11 protein-coding genes and 4 pseudogenes are annotated in these 21,923 nt (G+C 61.0%); 3 read left to right on the plus strand and 12 right to left on the minus strand.

From position 1 onward, the window contains the following. The 7 genes and pseudogenes from NKJ57_RS30595 to NKJ57_RS30625 all read right to left on the minus strand — a co-directional run. Positions 1 to 137: pseudogene (locus NKJ57_RS30595) on the minus strand (transposase); the annotation flags it as partial. A gap of 165 nt (positions 138 to 302) precedes the next feature. Beyond that, on the minus strand, positions 303 to 989 hold the full coding sequence (locus NKJ57_RS30600) for a hypothetical protein (protein WP_352513752.1): 687 nt from the start codon (positions 987 to 989) through the stop codon (positions 303 to 305). A gap of 200 nt (positions 990 to 1,189) precedes the next feature. Then, positions 1,190 to 1,414, minus strand: a complete 225-nt coding sequence (locus NKJ57_RS30605; RefSeq protein WP_352513753.1) for a hypothetical protein — start codon at positions 1,412 to 1,414, stop codon at positions 1,190 to 1,192. Between the two features lie 50 nt (positions 1,415 to 1,464). Further along, a complete protein-coding gene (locus NKJ57_RS30610; RefSeq protein ID WP_352513754.1) occupies positions 1,465 to 2,352 on the minus strand; it encodes a hypothetical protein in 888 nt (295 codons plus the stop codon). 223 nt (positions 2,353 to 2,575) lie between these two features. Then, a complete protein-coding gene (locus NKJ57_RS30615; protein ID WP_023750315.1) occupies positions 2,576 to 2,854 on the minus strand; it encodes a hypothetical protein in 279 nt (92 codons plus the stop codon). A gap of 129 nt (positions 2,855 to 2,983) precedes the next feature. Further along, entirely contained in the window at positions 2,984 to 3,334 is a 351-nt protein-coding gene (locus NKJ57_RS30620; RefSeq protein ID WP_352513755.1) for a hypothetical protein, read from the minus strand. 17 nt (positions 3,335 to 3,351) lie between these two features. Continuing rightward, the gene (locus NKJ57_RS30625; protein WP_156936505.1) at positions 3,352 to 3,855 is read right to left on the minus strand and encodes a hypothetical protein; all 504 of its coding nucleotides are present in this window, start codon (positions 3,853 to 3,855) and stop codon (positions 3,352 to 3,354) included. Positions 3,856 to 4,209: 354 nt separating this feature from the next. On the opposite strand from NKJ57_RS30625, the gene hemN reads away from it, so the two are divergent. Continuing rightward, on the plus strand, positions 4,210 to 5,640 hold the full coding sequence (hemN, locus tag NKJ57_RS30630) for an oxygen-independent coproporphyrinogen III oxidase (protein WP_352513756.1): 1,431 nt from the start codon (positions 4,210 to 4,212) through the stop codon (positions 5,638 to 5,640). Positions 5,641 to 5,802: 162 nt separating this feature from the next. After that, a complete protein-coding gene (locus tag NKJ57_RS30635; RefSeq protein WP_352513759.1) occupies positions 5,803 to 6,009 on the plus strand; it encodes an isopentenyl transferase family protein in 207 nt (68 codons plus the stop codon). Positions 6,010 to 6,191: 182 nt separating this feature from the next. On the opposite strand, the pseudogene NKJ57_RS30640 reads toward NKJ57_RS30635, so the two are convergent. From NKJ57_RS30640 to NKJ57_RS30660, 5 genes and pseudogenes are all read right to left on the minus strand, one after another. Continuing rightward, positions 6,192 to 6,701: pseudogene (locus NKJ57_RS30640) on the minus strand (transposase); the annotation flags it as partial. Positions 6,702 to 6,882: 181 nt separating this feature from the next. Then, a pseudogene (locus tag NKJ57_RS30645) lies at positions 6,883 to 7,314 on the minus strand (PfkB family carbohydrate kinase); the annotation flags it as partial. Between the two features lie 192 nt (positions 7,315 to 7,506). Continuing rightward, the gene (locus NKJ57_RS30650) at positions 7,507 to 7,698 is read right to left on the minus strand and encodes a hypothetical protein (protein ID WP_023679698.1); all 192 of its coding nucleotides are present in this window, start codon (positions 7,696 to 7,698) and stop codon (positions 7,507 to 7,509) included. A gap of 933 nt (positions 7,699 to 8,631) precedes the next feature. Beyond that, on the minus strand, positions 8,632 to 11,166 hold the full coding sequence (locus NKJ57_RS30655) for a two-component system VirA-like sensor kinase (protein ID WP_352513757.1): 2,535 nt from the start codon (positions 11,164 to 11,166) through the stop codon (positions 8,632 to 8,634). A gap of 641 nt (positions 11,167 to 11,807) precedes the next feature. Next, positions 11,808 to 12,184: pseudogene (locus tag NKJ57_RS30660) on the minus strand (type IV secretory system conjugative DNA transfer family protein); the annotation flags it as partial. 693 nt (positions 12,185 to 12,877) lie between these two features. Here NKJ57_RS30660 and NKJ57_RS30665 point away from each other — a divergent pair. Continuing rightward, on the plus strand, positions 12,878 to 21,757 hold the full coding sequence (locus tag NKJ57_RS30665; RefSeq protein WP_352513758.1) for a Ulp1 family isopeptidase: 8,880 nt from the start codon (positions 12,878 to 12,880) through the stop codon (positions 21,755 to 21,757). Positions 21,758 to 21,923 lie beyond the last annotated feature (166 nt).

The raw sequence follows: 21,923 nt of genomic DNA on the forward strand, positions 1-21,923 counted from the left end.
CAGCCGCTTGTTGATGGCCGAGATCGACGAGGCCGAGAAGGCATGGCCGCACAGTTCTTCCGTGATCGCCTTCACCTTGCGGGTCGACACGCCCTGGACATACTCTCGGCCAGCGTCGCCACCAATGCCCGCTGCGCCGCGAGGAGGGCAGGGCGCTGAACAGCCGCGCTTCGAAGGCGAGGCCGCGTTCGAGTCGCATCGAGCACCCTAGTGCGATGGCATCGGCAAAAATCAAGATCGCTCGGCTGCGCCTCTCGTTGCGTTTCATGATTGGAATCGCACTGGCCACGTGCAACTCACCATTAGCTCGCCGGCGGCGTTGGTCCAATTGATACGCACCGCATGATGGCCGAGGGCACGTCAGTGTGCGTGAAGCCCTTGAGAAGTGGCGCGAAGTCACGCCTTGGCATAGTCGGGTCGGACGGCATGGGCGCCAAATGTACGCGCGGGATCTCCTCGATGCGCTCCTCAATCTGATCGTTCAGCTCGGCCCTTGCGTAGCGCGGATGAAGGTCCGCTCGCAGTTGGATCACCATGCCAGAGACCGCGTACTGCCCCAGTCGAACACGATCGGGGTTCCACAGAGGAAGCCGCCCGAAACCCGATGCGGTGAATTGGGCGTCAACGGCTGTCCCAACCTGATCGCCGTAGTCGAGGGGAGTAGTCATATCTTTCTTGAGGAACTCGCCAAGCGTCAGCTTCGCAGCCAATTGAACTGCCTCGGCTGGCAAGCCCAGTCCCTCGCTGTCGCGCAAATCAAGGAGCATCGGCTCGCGCCCATGACTGCTCCAGCTGGAGAATTCCCCGATCATCTGGAACAGCGGGTTGATGTCGGGCAGCTTGTCGTCGTTGACGTCCGCCTTGTTGCGCTCGATCCGGACCCGCACGCGCGCGTAGCGCCAGGGTTCGTCCAGCACAACCACCCTCAGCACAAAGCGATCCTGCGGCTTTGGATCGGCATCGAGATCCATGATTTCGGCGGCCAGCACCGCGCCAATCCCTTGCGGCCATTGATTCTCGAGCCGCTGCGCGGCATCCGACTTGCTGGGGCGTGAAGCCGGCCACGACAGTCGTGCTGTTACCCTTCTGCGATGCTCGCTTGCCGGAGTCCACGACCGGCGGCGCCGGGACCAGGAGCCCATCGTCGGCAGTCGTTGGGGCCAGCCAGTCGCGGAGCTGCTTCTCAAGGTTAGCACGCGAGATCTTGGCGGGCTTCGGGATCACGCCGCTTGGTTTGCGACCCGCAGACGCTGGTATGCGAACAGTCGCCGCGTTCACCCTCGACGGCGTATGTCTTTGGCGCGACGGCATCCTCGTCCACGAACGGGCTGTCGCCAATCTCGACCTCGATGCGGATGCGGTCATTGTGGAATGGGCCTTCGGAGCCCGAGGACTCCTCGTCACCCTCCAGCACGAAATAGTGCTCGGAGGCATAGCTCTCGAGATGCCACCAGCCGGGCGCGGCTAGCCCATTGCTGTCTGCTGGATCAGCCCTTTCAGGGTTGGATTGCGGCGCTTCGCTCTTAGCCCTGTGCCGCCCGAGCCGAAGGCCACCATCTTCTTATCATCGAGACGACCTTTCAGGAGGTCGGCCAGCTGATCGTTCAGGGGCCGCATGGGCGTTGTCAGATTCACCGGCAGCGGCGCGCGAGGCGGTCCGCTGTCGGCGCTGGGCTTCTGCTTCACTGGCGTCGCGGGCCGACGTCGCGAGGGCAGCAGGTAGAAGCGCCGGGTGTTCGGGGCGACCGGTTCGGTCCAGTTCGGGTTCCAATGCACGACATCGGCTTCGATCTGGCGGGCCGGGGCGAGGCCATCGTCGAAGCGATTATGCTGCTCGATGACGTCCTCGCCGCTGCGCGCTTGGGCATCGCCGCGCTGGCGCAGTTTCGCGCCGCCCGACCCAAGCACAACGCCAGGTCCGCCGCGTGTCCACAGCGGCCGCGGCGGGTCAAAAACGCTCCCATCGATCTCGAACTCGTCATCATATCGGGCGTCGTCGAGTATATCGACAACGTAACGCCCCGCCACAGCGTTGTGGAACAGAGGAAAGAGGAAACGGTCGACATCAAAGCGCGACGGGTCGCTAGCGGTCTCGCCTGGCGCGGGTGCGGGATGGATCTGCTTACGCAATTGCAAGGAGTAGAGCCGTTGGGTACAGGAATCGGGTTCGAAGATCGCCACTCCGAAGCCCTTGGTCGTGGCGAAGAGCCCCGGGGTCGTGATGAGCAGGCTCTTCAGCGTCATCGAAAGATGGCCGGCCAGCTCTGCCGAAAGGTCCTTGACGTGTTCGAACAGCGCGTCGGTACCCGAAGCTGGGTCGTCATTGTGCACATAGGTCACCAGCGCGGCCATGCGTGCGGCCACGTCGGGCAGGAGAGCCCGCACGGTGTTGCGCAGGCCAAAGGCGTCGGCGGGCGAGTCGGAGCGGCGAGCGCAGCGCGGGCGCGGCCCGGATCGCACGCATCCAGTCGAGGCGTTCGCGCAGTGAGGTCTTCATGCTGGCCGAGACATATTTGCCCAGCTCTGTGGCCGCCCCGTCATGCAGATCGGCAAAGGTGTCGCCTTGCAGTTCCGGTTAGATGGCGACCTCGTTCTTGTCGACTGCAAGGCCAAATCCAGGCGTGGCCTGCGGCCGCATTGGGTCGGCAATGCCCGCCGGCACCACCGCATCGCTCGGGCGCTCCAGGCGAAGGCCGAGGCGCAGCACGTCGCTGCCGTCAGTGACAGGGCTTGCGGAACCCAGTCCGCTCCATCCAACCGGGCACGGTATCGTGATCGTCAGCCAGTCGTCTTTTACGCCAGAGGCGAAGACCTTGACGGCGGCTTGGAACTTGTCGAGCGGCTGGCGCAGCAAGTCCCGAAGGATCTTGAATTCATTAGGTGAATCAGACGCCTTTAGCGCGCGCTTGTGTGTTCCAACCTTTGCCACGTTTGCGGTGAGGGCGCCGCTCTGCGACGGCACGCCCCCGCGCGGGCATCGGCCTCATAGGCCCAGCGCTGCAACACCAGTTCGGCGCTGGCCGCGGTCCACGGCCAAAATCAGGTCCGCCAGCGGCTCATAAATGGAGCGGAGCGCGGTTGGCCTTGCCTCGCCATTGTCAGCCGGCGCCAGAGCCTTCTTGAGGTATTGCCGCAAGAAACCAAGTTCGAAGTGCGCAGGCGAGAGATAGAACCGCCAGCCCATCAGCGGCAGTTCGCTGCCATGGTCGTCCCGCAGCGCAGCTGTGGCAGGGGTTTGGATATCGGTTGCAAGCGGCAACATCACCGTCGGGGCCGTCAACGGGTAGCGCTGCGTGTATTGATGTTGCAGGTATCCGTCGAGCGTCCAAGCCAATTGCGGGGTCAGGTAATTTATGAAGCGCAGCGTTTCGCTCGCCAGCCGCTCCGTCTCGGCGTCGCGCTCCTCGCCGCGGGCGTCCTGTGTGAAGAATGCGACAGGAAATAGCCAAAGAACCGCCCGCTCGGAGGAGGCGCTGCGACCAGCCAAGGCGCCGTGGCGGGCAGGTAGCCCGCGGAAGGCATCGGCACCGCCGCATCGGGATAGGTGAGGAAGGTCACGACACGTCCGGAACGGCTCAGTTTGGGCGCGCGGGCGATGACTTCGGGATCGTCGCTCGCCAGCGCAAGCTTCAGCTTGTTGAAGTCACTCAGCTGTGCGAGCACGGGCCGGTTTGCAGGTGCATTATACGGGGAGGGCGTGTAGGCGACTTCAAAGCGGTCGAGCACGCGATCGGTCGAGGCGCTCCATCGGCTGGTAAACGCGCCTTTCAAGATGCAGATCGGGGCTCGTTCCGCGCCACCGGTTTTGAGGGGCGCCAGTCCCCCGAGGATCCGATTGAAGAGCGGATCCGTCACGCTTGCCACCGGCAACACCAAATCGACGCTGGCGCCCTGGTCAAGGAGGTCCTTGCCCCCCCGGCGTCGGCGCGAAGAGCCGCTTGAGGGCCCGGAGCCGGCCGGACGCTCGCAGCGTCGACGCATCCGGCGAGCCGACGAGATTGGCGTAGTTGGTCGATTCCCAGTCATCGGCGTCCGGGGCCTCGTAAACGTCGTTCAGGGTGCCGTAGCGCGAAGTGATGGGCAGCGGCGCCTGTGGCCCATTGCTAAAAAAGATCTAGATTCGAGCCCAACGGAACGGACTGACATAGCGCAAGGACCCAGGCGGGCGCGGTGGGTAGGGTTGGTTGTTATCAGTATGGGATTGTGCCTTTGCAGACCACGAAATTTCGAGAGGCCCGGCTGCCTTGGTACACTATCTATCCGGCTGTGTCGGAGTTCTCCGGGGCGGTCGGCGCCGAGGCTTATGAGGCATGGCTCAGGAACCTGCCGGCTGAGGATCCGGTGTCACTCTATCTGCACGTTCCGTTCTGCCGATCAGCCTGCTGGTATTGCGGCTTCCCAACCACCATCACCCGCCATGATGCGCCCATCCTCAACTATCTGGCGGCGCTGCGTGACGAGATCCGTCTGGTTTGTGAGCGAGTGCCGAAGACGCTGCCCGTGAGCGACATACATTTCGGCGGCGGAACGCCGTCTCTCATCGGACCAGCCGAGTTCCTCGCTCTGATGGAGTTCCTGCGATGCCGCTTCGCCATCTCGAAAACAGCTACGGTCGCCATCGAGATCGATCCACGCACGCTCACGCCCGAGATGGCGGAAGGCTTGGGAGCGGCCGGCGTGAACCGCGCGAGCCTGGGCGTACAGAGCTTCGATCCCATTGTTCAAAAAGCGATCAACCGAATCCAGAGCGAGGCCCAGACGTCGGCTGCCGTGGAAATGCTGCGCCGGCATGGAGTAAACCGGATCAACTTCGACCTCATCTACGGCCTGCCGCGTCAAACGGTGGAGTCGTGCGTCGAGACGGCGAGGGCGGCGGTCGCCATGCGCCCCGACCGGCTCGCCTTGTTCGGCTACTCGCATATCCCATCCCAAATAAAGAACCAGCGCCTCATCGAGGCGGAATTTCTTCCCCACAGCGCTGCCCGCGCTGAACAGCATGCGGCTGCCGCCGTGACGCTGGTTGCCGCCGGCTACCGAGAGATCGGGCTCGACCATTTCGCCTTGCCGCACGACGAGCTCGCGCTGGCACAGGAAACAGGTCGCCTGCGACGTAACTCGTTGGGCTACTCTGCCGATACCTGCAGAACCCTGATCGGTTTCGGCGCGTCGGCTATCGGCCGCTTTGGCCAGGGGTACGTTCAAAACGAAGTTACGCGGGATTTCTACATCCGGCACATCGCAGCTGGCCGACTGGCGACATCGAAGGGCCATCGCCTCACAGACGACGACCGCCTGCGAGCCGCAATCATCGAGCGATTAATGTGCGATTTCGAGGCTGACGTGCCGGCAATCTGTGTCGCCCACGGATCTGATTTGATCCGTCTTCGCGGTTCAGATGAGCGTTTGGCGATGCTGGCCAAGGACGGAATAGTGGACTTCGAAAACGGTTTTGTCCGCGTACGGCGGGAGCATCGCTTTGGGATTCGCGCTGTCGCTGCCGCATTCGATGCTTTTAGGGATGGCCTTCGGTGTCCCGCAGGTGAGGGCAAGCACACAACACGGAAGCTAACACAGGGAGTATCTTTGCCGGAGAGAACGAGCTGCCATCGTGCGGTGCCCGTTAGTAGTGAAGCGCCCTAAAATGTCGACATAGGCGTTGAACTGGACCGAACCACGAGAACAGCCTATCCAGTTTGTTGTCGGCAGTTAGTTCGAAAACAAGGGCTTCTAAGCGGTAAACACATGCTAATCCATTTGATTTACGGGCCGACCTGCAGCGGCAAGACAGACGTTTCAATTTAAATTTCACGAGAGGCCGGACGGCCGGTCATTGCGTTGGATCGTGTACAATGCTGTCCTCAAATCGCTACGGGCAGCGGGCGTGACTCGGATCCCGAACTGCAATCTACCCAGCGGGTTTACTTGGATACGCCTCCTGACCGCGGGCACAACCACGCCGTGACTGCCCGTCGTAAGCTGATCATGCACGTGGGTGAGCTTAGATCTTAGCCTGGGCTCACTCGAAGCCGGCTCGATCTCCCTTCTTAATTCACATGGCGCGAGTCAGCATCGGGCTGGCGCTTTCAGTGGCATGTAAGGCGGTTGCGGCTCGGCAACTCCGATGCCTTTGTAGAGAGAGCAAAGCGGGTTGTGTGCGTCAAGTCCTGCAAAATGGGGCGGCCATATGCTGGTCATGCGGCTTGGCGCAGAGCGAGCTTCTTGTGCTCGCGCAGGTAGGCCTCCATCCAGTTTTGTTGGTCTCGACGGCCAACGCCCTGACCAGGCGCAGGCAGCTTTCGGTGTTGGGGAAGATGCGCACGACATAGGTGCGCCGGCGGAGAGCCGCTCCAGCATGTTGGTGGATTTGAGATGCTTGGGTGCTGTCTCGGCAGCCTGAAGAAGGTCAGGGTTTGTTCGATGGCATCCTCGGCCCAGCCTGTCAGGCGCGGATAGCGTGCCGACCATTTGGCAAGCCATACGGCAAGATCAGCCCTGGCCTCTGCGAGATCGCGCCGGTCGTAGAGCCAGCGCAATTCCTGCAGGCAGTCGTCGCCGTGCTTCCTCGGCAGATGATCGAGCGCGTTCCTGAGGAAGTGCACGTAGCAGCGTTGCCAGGCGGCTTCGGGGATCACCTCGCCGACAGCTGCCACCATGCCGGCGTGATCGTCGGACACGACCAACCCGATGCCCTTGCTTTGACGGCAGCGCTGGCGGTCTTAACTTCAGTCTTGTCATGGTGGCGTTCCTTCGCGGCAATCGGTGACGTGAACAATCACCAGCCTGCCATGACCGCCCCCTCTCAGCGAATTTGCAGAACTTTCAGCACACTACCCCGACGTACTCACCCGGATAGTCCCGGCGATCCAGACGACCTGCTGCTGCCGTGCCGGAGCGGATCAGCTCGACGAACTCGTCGCGGTAGGGGTCGACGCAAAACGAATACGACAGCGTCATCGACACTTCGCGCCCAGCGGCATGCGCCAGCGGCGCGGTCTGCCGGATCGCTTGCTTGGCGCGCGGCGGGTCCCCAAATAGCCCTCGAAATAAGTGACCTTGGTGCCCGAAGCCTTGTCCGGTTCGACATCGTCGGGCCGAGTTCGAGCAGGCGCCGAGATAAGCGCTCGCCATCGGGCGTTACGAAGATCATCGAGCATGCCGTCGGTGGTTGTCCCACTAGCGGTTCGGTGTCGAAGGCGACGCCCTGGGCGTGGATGTCGTGGGCGTAGATCTCGCCGAGCGCGTCGTTCGACACCTGCCGAAGAAGGCGGCGCGCCCGCCGAAGCTGCCTACGCCGGCGGCGGTGTTGCCGGCGCTGCATTGCCGATGCAAAGAACGTCATAGTCCGGCGTCAATGTCTCCGCTTGGGAACCCGCCGGCCTTCTTACCACGCCGGCCGGGCGCGGGTCTGGCAAGTGGGCTTTCCTTTTGCCAATGCGTTCGTTCCCGGCCCTCACGGGGCGGCGAGTCCCTGCCACCTGAGGCTACATGGCGGCCGTGGAGATTACCTCAGCAGCGGCGCCCGATCGGAAACCTTAGCACCTCCGCGCTTTGGCGTGGCTGCTTGAACTCTTCGACGGCAACCGCCTCAATTAGCAGATCCAAGGCTTCTCGGCCCCTTTGACTCATCGGGTCATCCCCACAAAGGTAGTCATACGCTCGATCTAAATGCCCTCGGGCGGCGGAAAAATCGCTTGTCATATCATAGAACCCTCTCCATCCGCCCGCATTGCCGTTTACGAGGTGAAGGTGGTGCAATCGTCAATATATACAGACAAATTTGAATTAAGTCGGTGATGATCATAGAGGTCGAGTCCCCGACCTGATAGCGCCATTGAGCCCGCCGACGACCACTCGCTGGCGCTCACGGGCGCGGCGCTGAGTAGTGAAGCGCCGTAAAATGTCGACACAGGCGTTGGTGAACTGGACCGAACGACGAGAACAGCCTATCCAGTGTGTTGTCGGCAGTTAGTTCGAAAGTCCTGCTACACCCGATCCGATGCCTCTCAACGCCGAGGCCGCACCTCCGTGCCGAAGCCGGCCTCCCCAATGGTGGGTCGAGCCTTCGCTTACCCCGTGCTTGCCTCACAGATCCGCGACCGAGAACCCAGCCTCATGCTCCCGCCCTGCCGGGGCCTAGGTCCATCAAGCATGAATGGAACACGTCGGAACCTGGGACATCGCTTGCCCGGCCGGGCGGCGATAGCCTTGTCGGGGCAGGCGAGGAGCCGTAGCCGAGTGATGAGCGCACAGGAGAAGTCTGGCGTGAATGGGGCGATGATTGTCAAGCTTTGCTTTTCGTCAACCATCTTGCATGACCGATTGGCGACCATCTCCTCGTCCCGACCCTATATTACCCGTCGCCTGTCGCCGCCAGCGCGCAGTGACTTGTCAAGGATGGAGGCCCGCAGACCCCATCGCGCGGCGACTGGTCCTTGACGGTCACGAGCACGGCGGCAGGTTTGCTGTGGTCGGGGAGCCCTTCCTTGCGCGGAAGCCGACGACAGTGTTCGAGGGGAACTCGCCATGAGCCGGGTGCGCAGAGATCGTCCGACGCTCTTGTATTTGCTGGATCCCAGCCGGCTCCGCCTCCGATTGCCTCGGTAGCTCGGTAGCCTGAGCGCGTCGGCGGCATCATGCCATTATCATCCTACGGATTGCATGCTCCATCGTCCTGGACGAGACCGGTTTGGCTAGCCAAAGGACGAAGGTCTGATTACCAGATGTGATCGGCATGGGGTCGCTTCCACCAACGACGATGATGGGCACCGTCATCAGGGTGGTACGTACGGCTTCGGGCTGTCCTGGCCCGAGGAAAGTCGCTTGATCGAAAATTAGGAGGTCGGCTGCCTTCCCGCTCTCGATCCAGTCGCAAAGACTTTCGAAGGTCGCGAAGCCGACAGGCTTATAACCAAGCGCGGCGATCTTATCGTTGTAGATCTCCAACGCTGCTGGATCGGACTCCACGACTGCAATGATTTCTCCATTGCCAAGTGATCCATCGTATGGACCGGAAGCGCTATCAGCTCTGACCTGCTCCTCAGCGCAGGCCGGTAAGTAGAGATCGAAGCGTGTACCTCGGCCAACAGCCGAGGTGACGTCAAGGCATCCTGCGAGCGCGCTCACATGGCGGTCCACCGCAGCAAGACCCAGTCCGGTCCCGCCGACGCGAGAGCGCGTGGTAAAAAAGGGCTCAAAGATGTGCGGAAGCACCGAACTTGCGATTCCTTGGCCATCGTCGCTGATGGAGAGGAGAACGTAATCTCCCGGTTTCAAGGTGCCCTTAGCCACGGGCTTCGTTTGACAGACGTGAGCGCGAGAAACGCTAATCTCGACACGGCCCTCATTCAAGAGAGCCTCCGACGCGTTCTTGCATAGATTCATAAGGATTTGCTGTATCTCGGTCGGGCTGCCCTCGATCACCGTTTGCCACTCGTTGATCTTGAAGTTCAACTGAACATCCGCACGAAGTGTAACCCGCAGCAATGGCGCGAGATCCATTACACTCTCCGAGACGTCGAAAGGCATCGTCACGCGCTTCCGAGTTCGGCTTAGTGACAAAATTTGATCAATAATCAGCTTGGCTCGGTTGCTGGCCAAGATAATTTGGCCGATGTGGCCCCGAATTCTCGAGGGGCGGCGCACAAGACCTTTAGCCATCTCTGCGTAGCCGACTATTGCTCCTAGAACATTATTGAATTCATGTGTAACGCCGCTTGCGATTGTGCCGACAGCCGTCAGCCTTTCCGCATGCTCCCATCGACTCTCAAAAAGGTTACGTTCCGTGTGTACACGTTGCATTTCAAGATGGTTGCCTAAACGCACAGTAGCGCTCGCCAGAACCAGGAGGTCGTCTGTGGAGGGTGGTGAGCGATCTCCTTCAAAAACAAGGATACAAACCGCAGCCTGCTGATCGGAGGCCCTGCAACCAACAATTTGACAAACACCGGTAGTGCCTACGGCAGTCCGAACCACTTCCGACGCCGGAACGACGCGAAACACTGGCTGTTCCGGGTGTACAAGTGAGACGACTTCATGGATTAGCGTGGCGTTCCAGACGCGCATGCGCTTGTTCGCGACAAAGTACTCGGTATTCCTGCTGATACTCGGATCCACCAGAGCAAGCGCGCATTGATCTGCATCGAAAACGCATTGAATGAGTCTAAGCGCTGCTTCGGTGGAGAAGCGCCGCGAAGCCTTCGTTGCTTGACTGTCGATGAAACAAGCTTCGATCTCACTCATCGCCGCTTCAAGCTCTAACCGCCTTTCCAACCGGTTCGTCCGCACATGCAGCGTGGAGGCTCGAATGGTCGCAAACAAGCAGAGGCATATGGACACCAAGCCAAAGAAAAGTCGTGTACGCTGCGCTTGCGCGCTGGCGAAGCTGTAGGCTTTCAGATGTTCTCGCTCCAATTCGGCAGCCTTGGCGAACGTGTCGAAGGATGGGATCCGATTGACAGCGCGGTCCAACCTCAACATTGAGGACAGGATAGCGCGGCCCTCGCGGGCAACATCCTCCGTGACTTGGTCCTGGCTAGGAGGAAGTCGGCGGAGAGACTGATCGATTTGTAATGCGAGGCTGAATCCCGGTCTGGCCGAAAATTGAAGGATCAGATTGGAAAATTCAGGCCTGTTCGACACTCCCCCCCGAAGGCGATTAGCCGAGCGAGCAAAGCGTACCAGAGAGCTTTGCAGAAGCTCATTTTGCGCGGCCGAGGCCGAGATGGCAGCTTCTGTGTTTTCGAGGGAATTTTTGAGCTGTGCAACCAACCTGGAGTGCACCCCGGAGCTCTCATTGGGCGAGATCTCAACAAGGCGTTGGTAGTTTTGAAGGTTCCTTTTTAATGCTTGCCCGGTAGAAGCAACGGAACGGAAGTCCAATACCATGTCTGCGCGGGCGACGTCTCGCTGGAGCAATGCGTAGTTGATCTGAATCGTCCGCAGTTCGCTTAGGACCGCCTCGTTGATCTGGGGGTCTTGCCACTGTATCGCGACCAAGAGCGCGACCGAGGCCACTAGGGCCATTACAGAAGCTTTGTCGGTACTGAGCCATTTTTCCCAAACGAACGGCGTTTGATCCGCGGTGCGTGCCTTGCGAACGTCCGATTTGAATTCTAGCTCCCCATCGCGTCGGTGTGCGGCCGGATGCTGCTGGAACAGGAAAGCCAAGTGTACCTCTCCCCTCAAATAGGCGGTGTAGGCGCCGTTGCACTCTGCCCCCATGGCCCGCTGACCTTCCATTGATTCGCGGGCGTTTCGACCTCGACGGCGAGGCGGCAGCACAAGGCGGGCAACTGATCGCAGTTTTCGGAACTGGTCTTCCGAGAGATCATCGAAGGGGCATACAAGCGCACGCCTGCAGCAGCCGAGGATGATACCGGTCGGTCAAACGCAACTGGCGAGGGCCGGATCTGCTGTTGGCTGGCAGCTAACACTGGCGGGGCGGCGGCCTCAACTCCGGCGTGCCTAGAGCCGGCTGCTGCGAAAGCGTCCGACACGCTTCCCTTGGGGTCATCCCGTCCAGCGGGCATCCTTGGATCGCTGAAAAAAGACGAGGCGGCTTGATGATCCTGCCCTCGCTGAAGCACCTCGCGAAACCCCTTTTCCAGTCGCAGAAGCTCCTCTGGACCGGTAGGCGGCTCGTCAGCTCGACCATCGAACAGCGGCCGGAGCGCCTCGGACACGTGCTGCTCAAAGCCCACTCGCCGGGCCTGGACCGCTTGCCCCTCTTCCAAGCCGGCGTCCTGCACCTGCGACAAAGCTGTTACACGGGATGGATTACTATTTCGCGGGTTCATACTAGCCTCACATCAAACTGTATCGTCAAAGTCCTGCGCCAATTCACACAGCGGGTCATCGAGTTGAGATTCTGCGGAGAGCGCCTCCTCTGCTCCCGTCAAGGGCGCCGGCTCCGGGAGGGCGCCTGTCTGGCTTTCAAAGATGCGTTTCAGAATGCGATCCGAAAATATCGCACCTTCCTCAATTTTAATGGTGGCAGACCTTTGATGAGAACAATCTCGTAGTCGTCATCGAGCAGCCGAACCTGTTCGGGACGCAATAGCGGTGCACCTTGATGTGAATTCTGAATGTTCCAATCGAACGTTCGCGCCTGGCTGTAGGAAATCGATTGGGCTTGAAATGTGAATCCACCGATAGCTTTGGAAATGTAGTTCGGAGTCTCGTCATCTACCTCGATGTTCCTAGAAGCGCGCCGGCAGCCCGGGCGGGGGCTTGGGGTTAGACTGCAAGCGCACGCCACTCATAAAGAGCGGCCTCTTTTCGCGGTTCGGACACCCATAGTCAACCCGGCAACGTCTGGATGCCCGCTGTGCTTTTTGCAGAGCGGCGATGCCGGGCATATCGGCCGATCCTGTCTAGGATGGTGTGGCCACTCTCGTCGGCCGAGTTGATGCTCCAGCCAGTATCGCCTTGCCGACCAGCATGAGTTCGCCGTTAGCAATCCATCGTTGCGAGCCGAGACCGAGGTAAAAAGCGCGTGTTATCGACTATGTAGCTGACGCTCCCGCTGACGCAGGGTTCCCGCCATTGCCTCGAGGACTACCTCGAAATGAAATACCTCTGCACGGGCGGCATCTGAAGCATGGGCTTGCAGGGCTCGCAGACCGGTAAACCAGCGAGCCATCTCCAAATATGTGAATTGTGGATTGCTCCTCGACGGGAGCTGAGGGGCGGCTCCGCAAGCCTTACGACGCTCTTTGCGAGCCGTAGCTGCCGAGCTGGCAAAAGGCCGGGCTACGTGCGCCAGCGCAATCGGCGCGCAGAAAATTAGGCCTACCCGCTCCGGGACCGCGGACCTCGTCAGCTTCTCGTAAGTATGCCCGAGTAGGTTGCTCAGCTGATCTGTGGACGTGAGGCTAGCGTGAACCGGCACAAATTTGACCTATCCAATGTAACAGGTTGGCGGCAGGTGCAGCCCCCGGCATCTCAAGAGCAAGCGGCACAGGCCGGGCAAGAGGGCTTTGAGCAGCGCTCGGGCGAGGCGCGCCAAGCCGCTGCCCAAATTCCCGCCCCCGGCGTTCCGGCTCTGCCAGACCCGTTCCATCCTCATCCGTCTCAGGGAGACCTGAGCCTCATCGAAGGCGCGGCCCCATGGGAAGCGCAGCCCATGATGCAAGGGAGCGGACAAGAACACGCCGCGGCGCCGTACGCCGGAGGCAGTGGGTCGATGCTAGGTGCCTCGGTGCTGCAGCCGGGTCACTCAACGGCGCGCCATCATCATGCGCCGGATTCGTCAGTGGGTGATCTGAACCCTTCCGCACCGTTCGAGTTGCGTGACCATGCTCGTTCCCCCGTGCCGGCGGCGGTGCAGCCAGATCCTCCAGTAGTGGTCTCCGACGGTCGCGGCTGCAAGCGTCCTCTTTATTCCAACGATGCGACCGTTGTCGAACGGCTGAGGTCACTCTACGCGGGTAAGGCCAAGGAGGAAACGGTCAAGCGCCATGTAAATTCTCTTTACGGCTTTGGTCGTTGGCTCTTTAAAAATAACAAGCCGGGATTTGCTGCTCGGCTTCACGAGGAGTCGCTGGATGAAGATCTCAAGGAGTACGAGAGCAGTGGTGGCTCCTCGACTGTGGCTGTGGCACTGCGTCGTCTCAGAGAGTCGGCGGGCGGAGTGCCAATGGTGGGCCGCGCTGTCCTGAATCCCGACCCTGCCGACGCCGTGCTCATCAAAGAGTACAAAGCGGCTGTCATCAAAGAGTACAAGGGAGCGCCTGCGACCGGGCCGAATCGCCAAACCATTCACGACTATGGAGCTACTCTTAGACGTTTCAGTGAATACCTGGTTGAAAACAACAAGCCGGGGATTGCGGCTCGGCTTCACGAGGAGTCGCTGGATGAAGATGCCAAGCGCTATAAGGACTCCAGTGGTGACCGGAGGATCATTGCACTAGCTCAACTCCGGAAGTTCCTGCCGTCCGCCGCACTCGGGCGCGAAATTGCCCTTGCTGCTCGTCCGGAAGACGCAGTCGGCATGGAGGCTCGTGCCATTGGGGACGCCGCTGCGCAGCACAGCGGGCCGCAGAAGGCATTGGGTCGGCCAGAGAAGCTCCCTGGGGAAGCTAATGAAGACGCCGCTGTTCTGCCATCGTCTTTCGTACCAACTGGGCACCATCACCAAGCCTCGGATCCCGCAGAGTCCTTTCGTCCCCTGATCTGGCGCGACGGCGACCAGCGCGCGCCGGACGAGCGGATCGCTGCACAGGACAGGAGCAACCTGGTACCAAGCGAGGAGGTGCCACTGAGGCCACCGGAATTCGCTCCGCCCAGCTTGCGGGCGGGGAATTCCGCCTCGCCAGAGCTCTTTCCTGAGGGGATGTCCCCCGCGGTCGAAGGGTTTTTTGGTGTTTTCGGCGACCCCAGCGGGCGGGTGCTCGGCGCATTGCAATTGCTAGGCGACGAACATATCCACAGGGATTACCAGCTCCTGGAGCAGGAGTTGCAGGGGAACAATCCAGAACTCGCCGCCCGGACGCGGTTCGTGGATCCCCTCGTAGCCAATTATCATCTGCGCTTGGGCTCCGAGAGCGACAAGCTAAGCGCATTCCAGCGCATCGTCCATAATCAGAACGGTAACGACACAGCCGACTTCCTGTTCGTGCCAGTGAGCGATGGCGGTAAGACTCTTGCGGAGCGCGGCAAACATTGGTCGCTGCTGTTCGTTGATCGCAGCGACCGGGAACGGCCGGTTGCCTATCATTATGACTCCGTCAGCGGATGGCATGACAAGCTTGCAAAACACCTCGCAGAAAGGCTGGGCGCCAGCCTGGAGACCCGCGTGGACTTACCCCGCATCGCCCAGCAGAGCAACGAGTGGGATTGCGGAGTCTACGTGGTGGACGGCACGCGGGCGCTGGTTGGGCGATTGCAAAGATGGCAGCCAGACCTGCCAGACCTGCCAGACCTGAACCTCAACAACCTCGTCGTCAATCGGCAGGCACTACAAACCCGACTCATGGGTGACGATACATCTGGAACGGCAAATTATCTCACGAACTTTGAACTCATGGACCGACAGGCGCGAGACGCGGTTAAGGAAAGCCCCGTTGGGACGTTTCACCAGCGGATCAAGCGGCTCGGCCAGTCAGCGCGAGCGTTGCACGACAGAGCCCTGGCTCCAGTCGCGCCGGACCAAGGCAACCCAGACTCGGTGTTCGTACGGGACGTTGTTCCCGGGGAAACACGCCATCATCATGCGCCGGATTCGTCAGTGGTTGATCTGAATCCCCCCGCACCGTTCGAGTTGCGTGACCATGCTCGTTCTATGCCGGCGGCGGTGCAGCCAGATCCTCCAGTAGTGGTCTCCGGTCGCGACAAGCGTCCTCTTTATTCCAACGATGCGACCGTTGTCGAAGGGCTGCGGTCAGCACTCTATGCCGGTAAGGTCGGGGAGCGCACGGTCACGGACCATGTAAATTCTCTTCTCGGCTTTGGTCGTTGGCTCTTTGATAATAACAAGCCGGGATTTGCTGCTCGGCTTGACGATCCGTTGCTGGATCAGGATCTCAAGGAGTACCAGCGCGAGAGTGGCTCCTCGAACGTGGCTAGAGCACTGGGTCGTCTCAAAGAGTCGGCGGGCGGAGCGCCAATGGTGGGCCGCGCTGCCCTGAATCCCGACCCTGTCGACGCCGAGCTCATCAGAGATTACAAAGCGGCTCTCATCAAAAAGTACGAGGCAGAGCCTGCGACCGGGCCGAATCCCAAAACCACTCAGGACTATGCGGCTACTCTTAGACGTTTCAGTCAATACCTGCATGAAAACAACAGGCCGGGGATTGCGGCTCGGCTTTACGAGGGGTCGCTGGATGAAGATGCCAGGCGTTATTTGGACTCCAGTGGTAACCGGTGGATCAGTGCACTAGCTCATCTCCGGAAGTTCCCGCCGTACGCCGCACTCGGGCGCGAAATTGCCCTTGCTGCTCGTCCGGAAGACGCAGTCGGCATGGAGGCTCGTGCCATTGGGGACGCCGCTGCGCAGCACAGCGGGCCGCAGAAGGCATTGGGTCGGCCAGAGAAGCTCCCTGGGAAAGCTAAGCAGCTGAGCGAGATCGGCAATTCAGGCGCTCGCGTGCTGATGCAGGCCCCCACCCATCAAGTGGGTGCATTGCCATGGGAGGCGCAGCCCATGATGCTGGGGGACGAGCACCTGGCACCGCATACCGGAGGCAGTGGGTCGATGCTGGGTGCCTCGGTGCTGCAGCCGGGTCACTCAAGGGCGCGCCATCATGATGCGCCGGATTCGTCAGTGGTTGATCTGAATCCCCTCGCACCGTTCGAGTTGCGTGACCATGCTCGTTCTGTGCCGGCGGCGCCTGCCGGGCCAGCGTTCGCCAGGGCTGAGGAGACGCCCTCCGCGGTTGGCGAGGCCGCGGTGGCCGAAAGGTGGGCTCGGTTGCAAAAGCAAATGGACGAACCAGTGCATGATCCCGGCCCTCAAGTGGATACATCGCCATGGGAGGCGCAACTCATGGTGCAAGGGAGCGGACAAGAACACGCCGCGGCGCCCTACGCCGGAGGCGGTGGGTCGATGCTGGGTGCCTCGGTGCTGCAGCCGGATCACTCAACGGCGCGCCATCATCATGCGCCGGATTCGTCAGTGGTTGATCTGAATCCCCCCTCACCGTCCGAGTTGCGTGACCCTGCTCGTTCTGTGCCGGCGGCGCCTGCCGGGCCAGCGTTCGCCAGGGCTGGGGAGACGCCCTCCGCGGTTGGCGAGGCCGCGTTGGCCGAAAGGTGGGCTCGGTTGCAAAAGCAGAAGGTCGACGCTGATTTGTCGGGATATTTCGACTCGATTCCGCACGCGGACCTTCTACGATCGCCGTGGGAGGCGCAACTCATGACGCAAGGGAGCGGACAAGAACACGCCGCGGCGCCCTACGCCGGAGGCAGTGGGTCGATGCTGGGTGCCTCGGTGCTGCAGCCGGGTCACTCAACGGCGCGCGATTCGTCAGTGGTTGATCTGAATCCCCCCGCACCGTTCGAGTTGCGTGACCATGCTCGTTCTGTGCCGGCGGCGCCTGCCGGGCCAGCGTTCGCCAGGGCTGAGGAGACGCCCTCCGCGGTTGGCGAGGCCGCGGTGGCCGAAACGCTGGCTCGGTCGCAAAAGCAGATGGTCGACGCTGATTTGTCGGGATATTTCGACTCGATTCCGCACGCGGACCTTCTACCATCGCCATGGGAGGCGCAACTCATGCAAGGGAGCGGACAAGAACACGCCGCGGCGCCCTACGCCGGAGGCAGTGGGTCGATGCTGGGTGCCTCGGTGCTGCAGCCGGGTCACTCAACGGCGCGCCATCATGATGCGCCGGATTCGTCAGTGGCTGATCTGAATCCCCCCGCACCGTCCGAGTTGCGTGACCCTGCTCGTTCTGTGCCGGCGGCGGTGCAGCCAGATCCTCCAATAGGGGTCTCCGGTCCCGACAAGCGTCCTCTTTATTCCAACGATGCGACCGTTGTCGAAGGGCTGAGGTCAGCATTGGAGAGCACGGTCAAGCGCCATGTAAATTCTCTTCTCGGCTTTGGTCGTTGGCTCTTTGATAATAACAGGCCGGGATTTGCTGCTCGGCTTCACGAGGAGTCGCTGGATCCGGATCTCAAGGAGTACGAGAGCAAGAGTGGCTCCTCGGACGTGGCTAGAGCAGTGGGTCATCTCAAGACGTGGGCGGGCGGAGCGCCAGTGCTGGACCGCGCCGCTGTCCTGAATAATCCCGACCCTGCCGACGCCGCGCTCATCAGAGATTACACAGCGGCTCCCATCAAAGAGTACAAGGCAGCGCCGACCGGGCCGAATCCCGCTACCATTCAGACCTATGGATCTGCTCCTAGACGTTTCAGTGAATACCTGGTTGAAAACAAAAAGCCGGGGATTGCGGCTCGGCTTCACGAGGGGTCGCTGGATGAAGATGCCAAGCGCTATAACAACTCCGGTGGGATCAGTGCACTAGCTCATCTCCGGAAGTCCGAACTCGGGCGCGAGCTCCCTGGGAAAGCTAATGAAGACGACGCTGTTCTGCCATTGTCTTTCGTGCCAACTGGGCCCCATCACCAAGCCTCGGATCCCGCAGGGTCCTTTCGTCCCCTGATCTGGCGCGACGGCGACCAGCGCGCGCCGGACGAGCGGATCGCTGCACAGGACAGGAGCAACCAGCTATCAAGCGAGGAGGTCCTCATCAACCGTGAGCATGATACAGCGGAGTTGAGACCAGCGAAGAGGCAAAGGACCCCGAACAGTCGTCTGCAGGACGTTGCCACTGAGCCGCAGCTGAGCGAGATCGGCAATTCAGGCGCTCGCGTGCTGATGCAGGCCCCCACCCATCAAGTGGGTGCATTGCCATGGGAGGCGCAGCCCATGATGCAAGGGAGCGGACAAGAACACGCCGCGGCGCCGTACGCCGGAGGCAGTGGGTCGATGCTGGGTGCCTCGGTGCTGCAGCCGGGTCACTCAACGGCGCGCCATCATCATGCGCCGGATTCGTCAGTGGTTGATCTGAATCCCCCCGCACCGTCCGAGTTGCGTGACCATGCTCGTTCTGTGCCGGCGGCGGTGCAGCCAGATCCTCCAATAGGGGTCTCCGGTCGCGACAAGGGTCCCCTCTATTCCAACGATGCGACCGTTGTCGAAGGGCTGAGGTCAGCTTACGCGGGTAAGGTCAAGGAGAGCACGGTCAAGCGCCATGTAAATTCTCTTCTCGGCTTTGGTCGTTGGCTCTTTGACAATAACAGGCCGGGATTTGCTGCTCGGCTTGACGAATCGTCGCTGGATCAGGATCGCAAGGAGTACGAGAGCAGGGGTGGCCCCTCGGAGTACGAGAGCAGGGGTGGCCCCTCGATCGTGGCTAGAGCACTGGGTCGTCTCAAGACGTTGGCGGGCGGAGCGCCAGTGGTCGACCGCCCTGTCCGGAATCCCTACCCTGCCGACGCCGCGCTCATCAGAGATTACACAGCGGCTCTCATCAAAGAGTACAAAGAAGCGCCTGCGACCGGGCCGAATCGCGGTACCATTCAGGTCTATGGATCTACTCTTATACGTTTCAGTGAATATCTGCATGAAAACAAAAAGCCGGGGATTGCGGATCGGCTTCACGAGGGGTCGCTGGATGAAGATGCCAAGCGCTATGTGAACTCCGGTGGTAACCGGAGGATCAGTGCACTAGCTCATCTCCGGAAGTTCGCACCCGGGCGCGAAATTGCCCTTGCTGCTCGTCCGGAAGACGCAGTCGGCATGGAGGCTCGTGCCATTGGGGACGCCGCTGCGCAGCGCAGCGGGACGCAGGAGGCATTGGGTCGGCCAGAGAGGCCCCCTGGGAAAGCTAAAGACGGGCGGGTGCTCGGCGCATTGGAATGGCTAGGCGACGAACATATCCAGAGGGATTACCAACTCCTGGAGCAGGAGTTGCAGGGGAACAATCCAGATCTCGCCGCCCGGACGCGGTTCGTGGATCCCCTCGTAGCCAATTATCATCTGCGCTTGGGCTCCGAGAGCGTCATGCTAAGCGCATTCCAGCGCATCGTCCATCAGAACGGTAACGACACAGCCGACTTCCTGTTCGTGCCAGTGAGCGATGGCGGTAAGACTCTTGCGGAGCGCGGCACCCATTGGTCGCTGCTGTTCGTTGATCGCAGCGACCGGGAACGGCCGGTTGCCTATCATTATGACTCCTACAACGGATGCAATGACACGCTTGCAAAAGAGCTCGCAGAAAATCTGGGCGCCAGCCTGGAGACCCGCGTGGGCGTATCCCGCATCGCCCAGCAGAGCAACGTGGTGGATTGCGGAGTCTACGTGGTGGACGGCACGCGGGCGCTGGTTGGGCGATTGCAATCGCAGCCAGATAACCTGAACCTCAACAACCTCGTCGTCAATCGGCAGGCACTACAAACCCGCCTCAGGGGTGACAATACATTCGGAACGGCAAAGAATCTTACGAACTTTGAACTCATGGACCGACAGGCCCGAGACGCGGTTAAGGAAAGCCCCGTTGGGACGTTTCACCAGCAGATCAAGCGGCTCGGCCAGTCAGCGCCAGACGTTGCTCCCGGGGACCCATTTAAATTTCAAAGTCTTGAGAGCAAGGGGGACGCCGCTGCGCAGCGCAGCGGGCCGCAGGAGGAATACAGTTGGCCAGAGTATCTCCCCCCTGGGAAAGCTAATGAAGACGACGCTGTTCTGGCATCGTCTTTCGTGCCAACTGGGCCCCATCACCAAGCCTCGGATCCCGCAGGGTCCTTTCGTCCCCTGAGCTGGCGCGACGGCGACCAGCGCGCGCCGGACGAGCGGATCGCTGCACAGGACAGGAGCAACCAGCTACCAAGCGAGGAGGTCCTCATCAACCGTGAGCATGATACAGCGGAGTTGAGACCAGCGAAGAGGCAAAGGACCCCGAACAGTCGTCTGCAGGACGTTGCCACTGAGCCGCAGCTGAGCGAGATCGGCAATTCAGGCGCTCGCGTGCTGATGCAGGCCCTCACCCATCAAGTGGGTGCATTGCCATGGGAGGCGCAGCCCATGATGCAAGGGAGCGGACAAGAACACGCCGCGGCGCCGTACGCCGGAGGCAGTGGGTCGATGCTGGGTGCCTCGGTGCTGCAGCCGGGTCACTCAACGGCGCGCCATCATCATGCGCCGGATTCGTCAGTGGTTGATCTGAATCCCCCCGCACCGTCCGAGTTGCGTGACCATGCTCGTTCTGTGCCGGCGGCGGTGCAGCCAGATCGCCCAAAAGTGGTCTCCGGTCCCGACAAGGGTCCTCTTTATTCCAACGATGCGACCCTTGTCGAAGGGCTGAGGTCAGCACTCTATGCCGGTAAGGTCGGGGAGATCACGGTCAAGCGCCATGTAGATATTCTTTTCGGCTTTGGTCATTGGCTCGTTGAAAATAACAAGCCGGGGATTGCGGATCGGCTTCACGATTCGTCGCTGGATCGGGATCGCAAGGAGTACGAGATCTGGGGTGGCGGCCCCTCGGCCGTGGCTGGGTCACTGGGTCGTCTCAAGACGTGGGCGGGCGGAGCGCCAGTGGTGGGCCGCCCTGCCCTGAATCCCCACCCTGCCGACGCCGTGCTCATCAGAGAGTACACAGCGGCTCTCATCAAAGCGTACGAGGCAGCGCCGACGGGGCCGAAACCCCGTACCGTTGAGGTCTATGGGTCTGCTCTTAGACGTTTCAGTCAATGCCTGGTTGAAAACAAAAAGCCGGGGATTGCGGATCGGCTTCACGAGCGGTCGCTGGATGAAGATGCCAAGCGCTATATGAAAACCGCTGACATCAGTGCACTAACTCATGTCCGGAAGTTCGCACTCGGGCGCGAAATTGCCCTTGCTGCTCGTCCGGAAGACGCAGTCGGCATGGAGGCTCGTGCCATTGGGGACGCCGCTGCGCAGACCGCGGCACAAGCTCATGGCCACGCAGGAGAGCAGGGACCCATCTCTCGAGCTCAACAAGTCACGCCAGCGCCGTTTGAACGGCACTTGGGCAAGAAGCGTGAGGCCCAGGACGGACTGACGAGTACACTTGACAGGAGCAACCTCGTGAACAGCGGGGGCGTCATCATAAACAATGAACATTACACAGCGCTGTTGAGACCGGCGAAGAGGCAGAGGACTGATAATCCGCAAAGCCGCGCCATGGGGCGGCAACTGAGCGAAGCAACCACGACGTCCATCAGCCAAGCCTCCGATCAAGCCCGAGCGGACCTAATGGCTTCCTTCAGAAGCAGGGAGCGCTCCGACGCGGGGCGTTGAGCTCCATGGCTGGGGTCAAGCAGAACAGCTCTCTTGACGACAGAGGCGCTGATGCGATCTCCGGACCGGTAGCTCTCGCTGTAATTGATCAGGCTGGTACTGTTGGAAGGCTTGATCAGCCTCGTCACCCCAATCTCCAGCATAGCTCACTGTCACGCGGCCAACG

Origin of the sequence: Mesorhizobium sp. M0077 (assembly GCF_040322955.1) — a bacterium.
Lineage (GTDB): Bacteria > Pseudomonadota > Alphaproteobacteria > Rhizobiales > Rhizobiaceae > Mesorhizobium.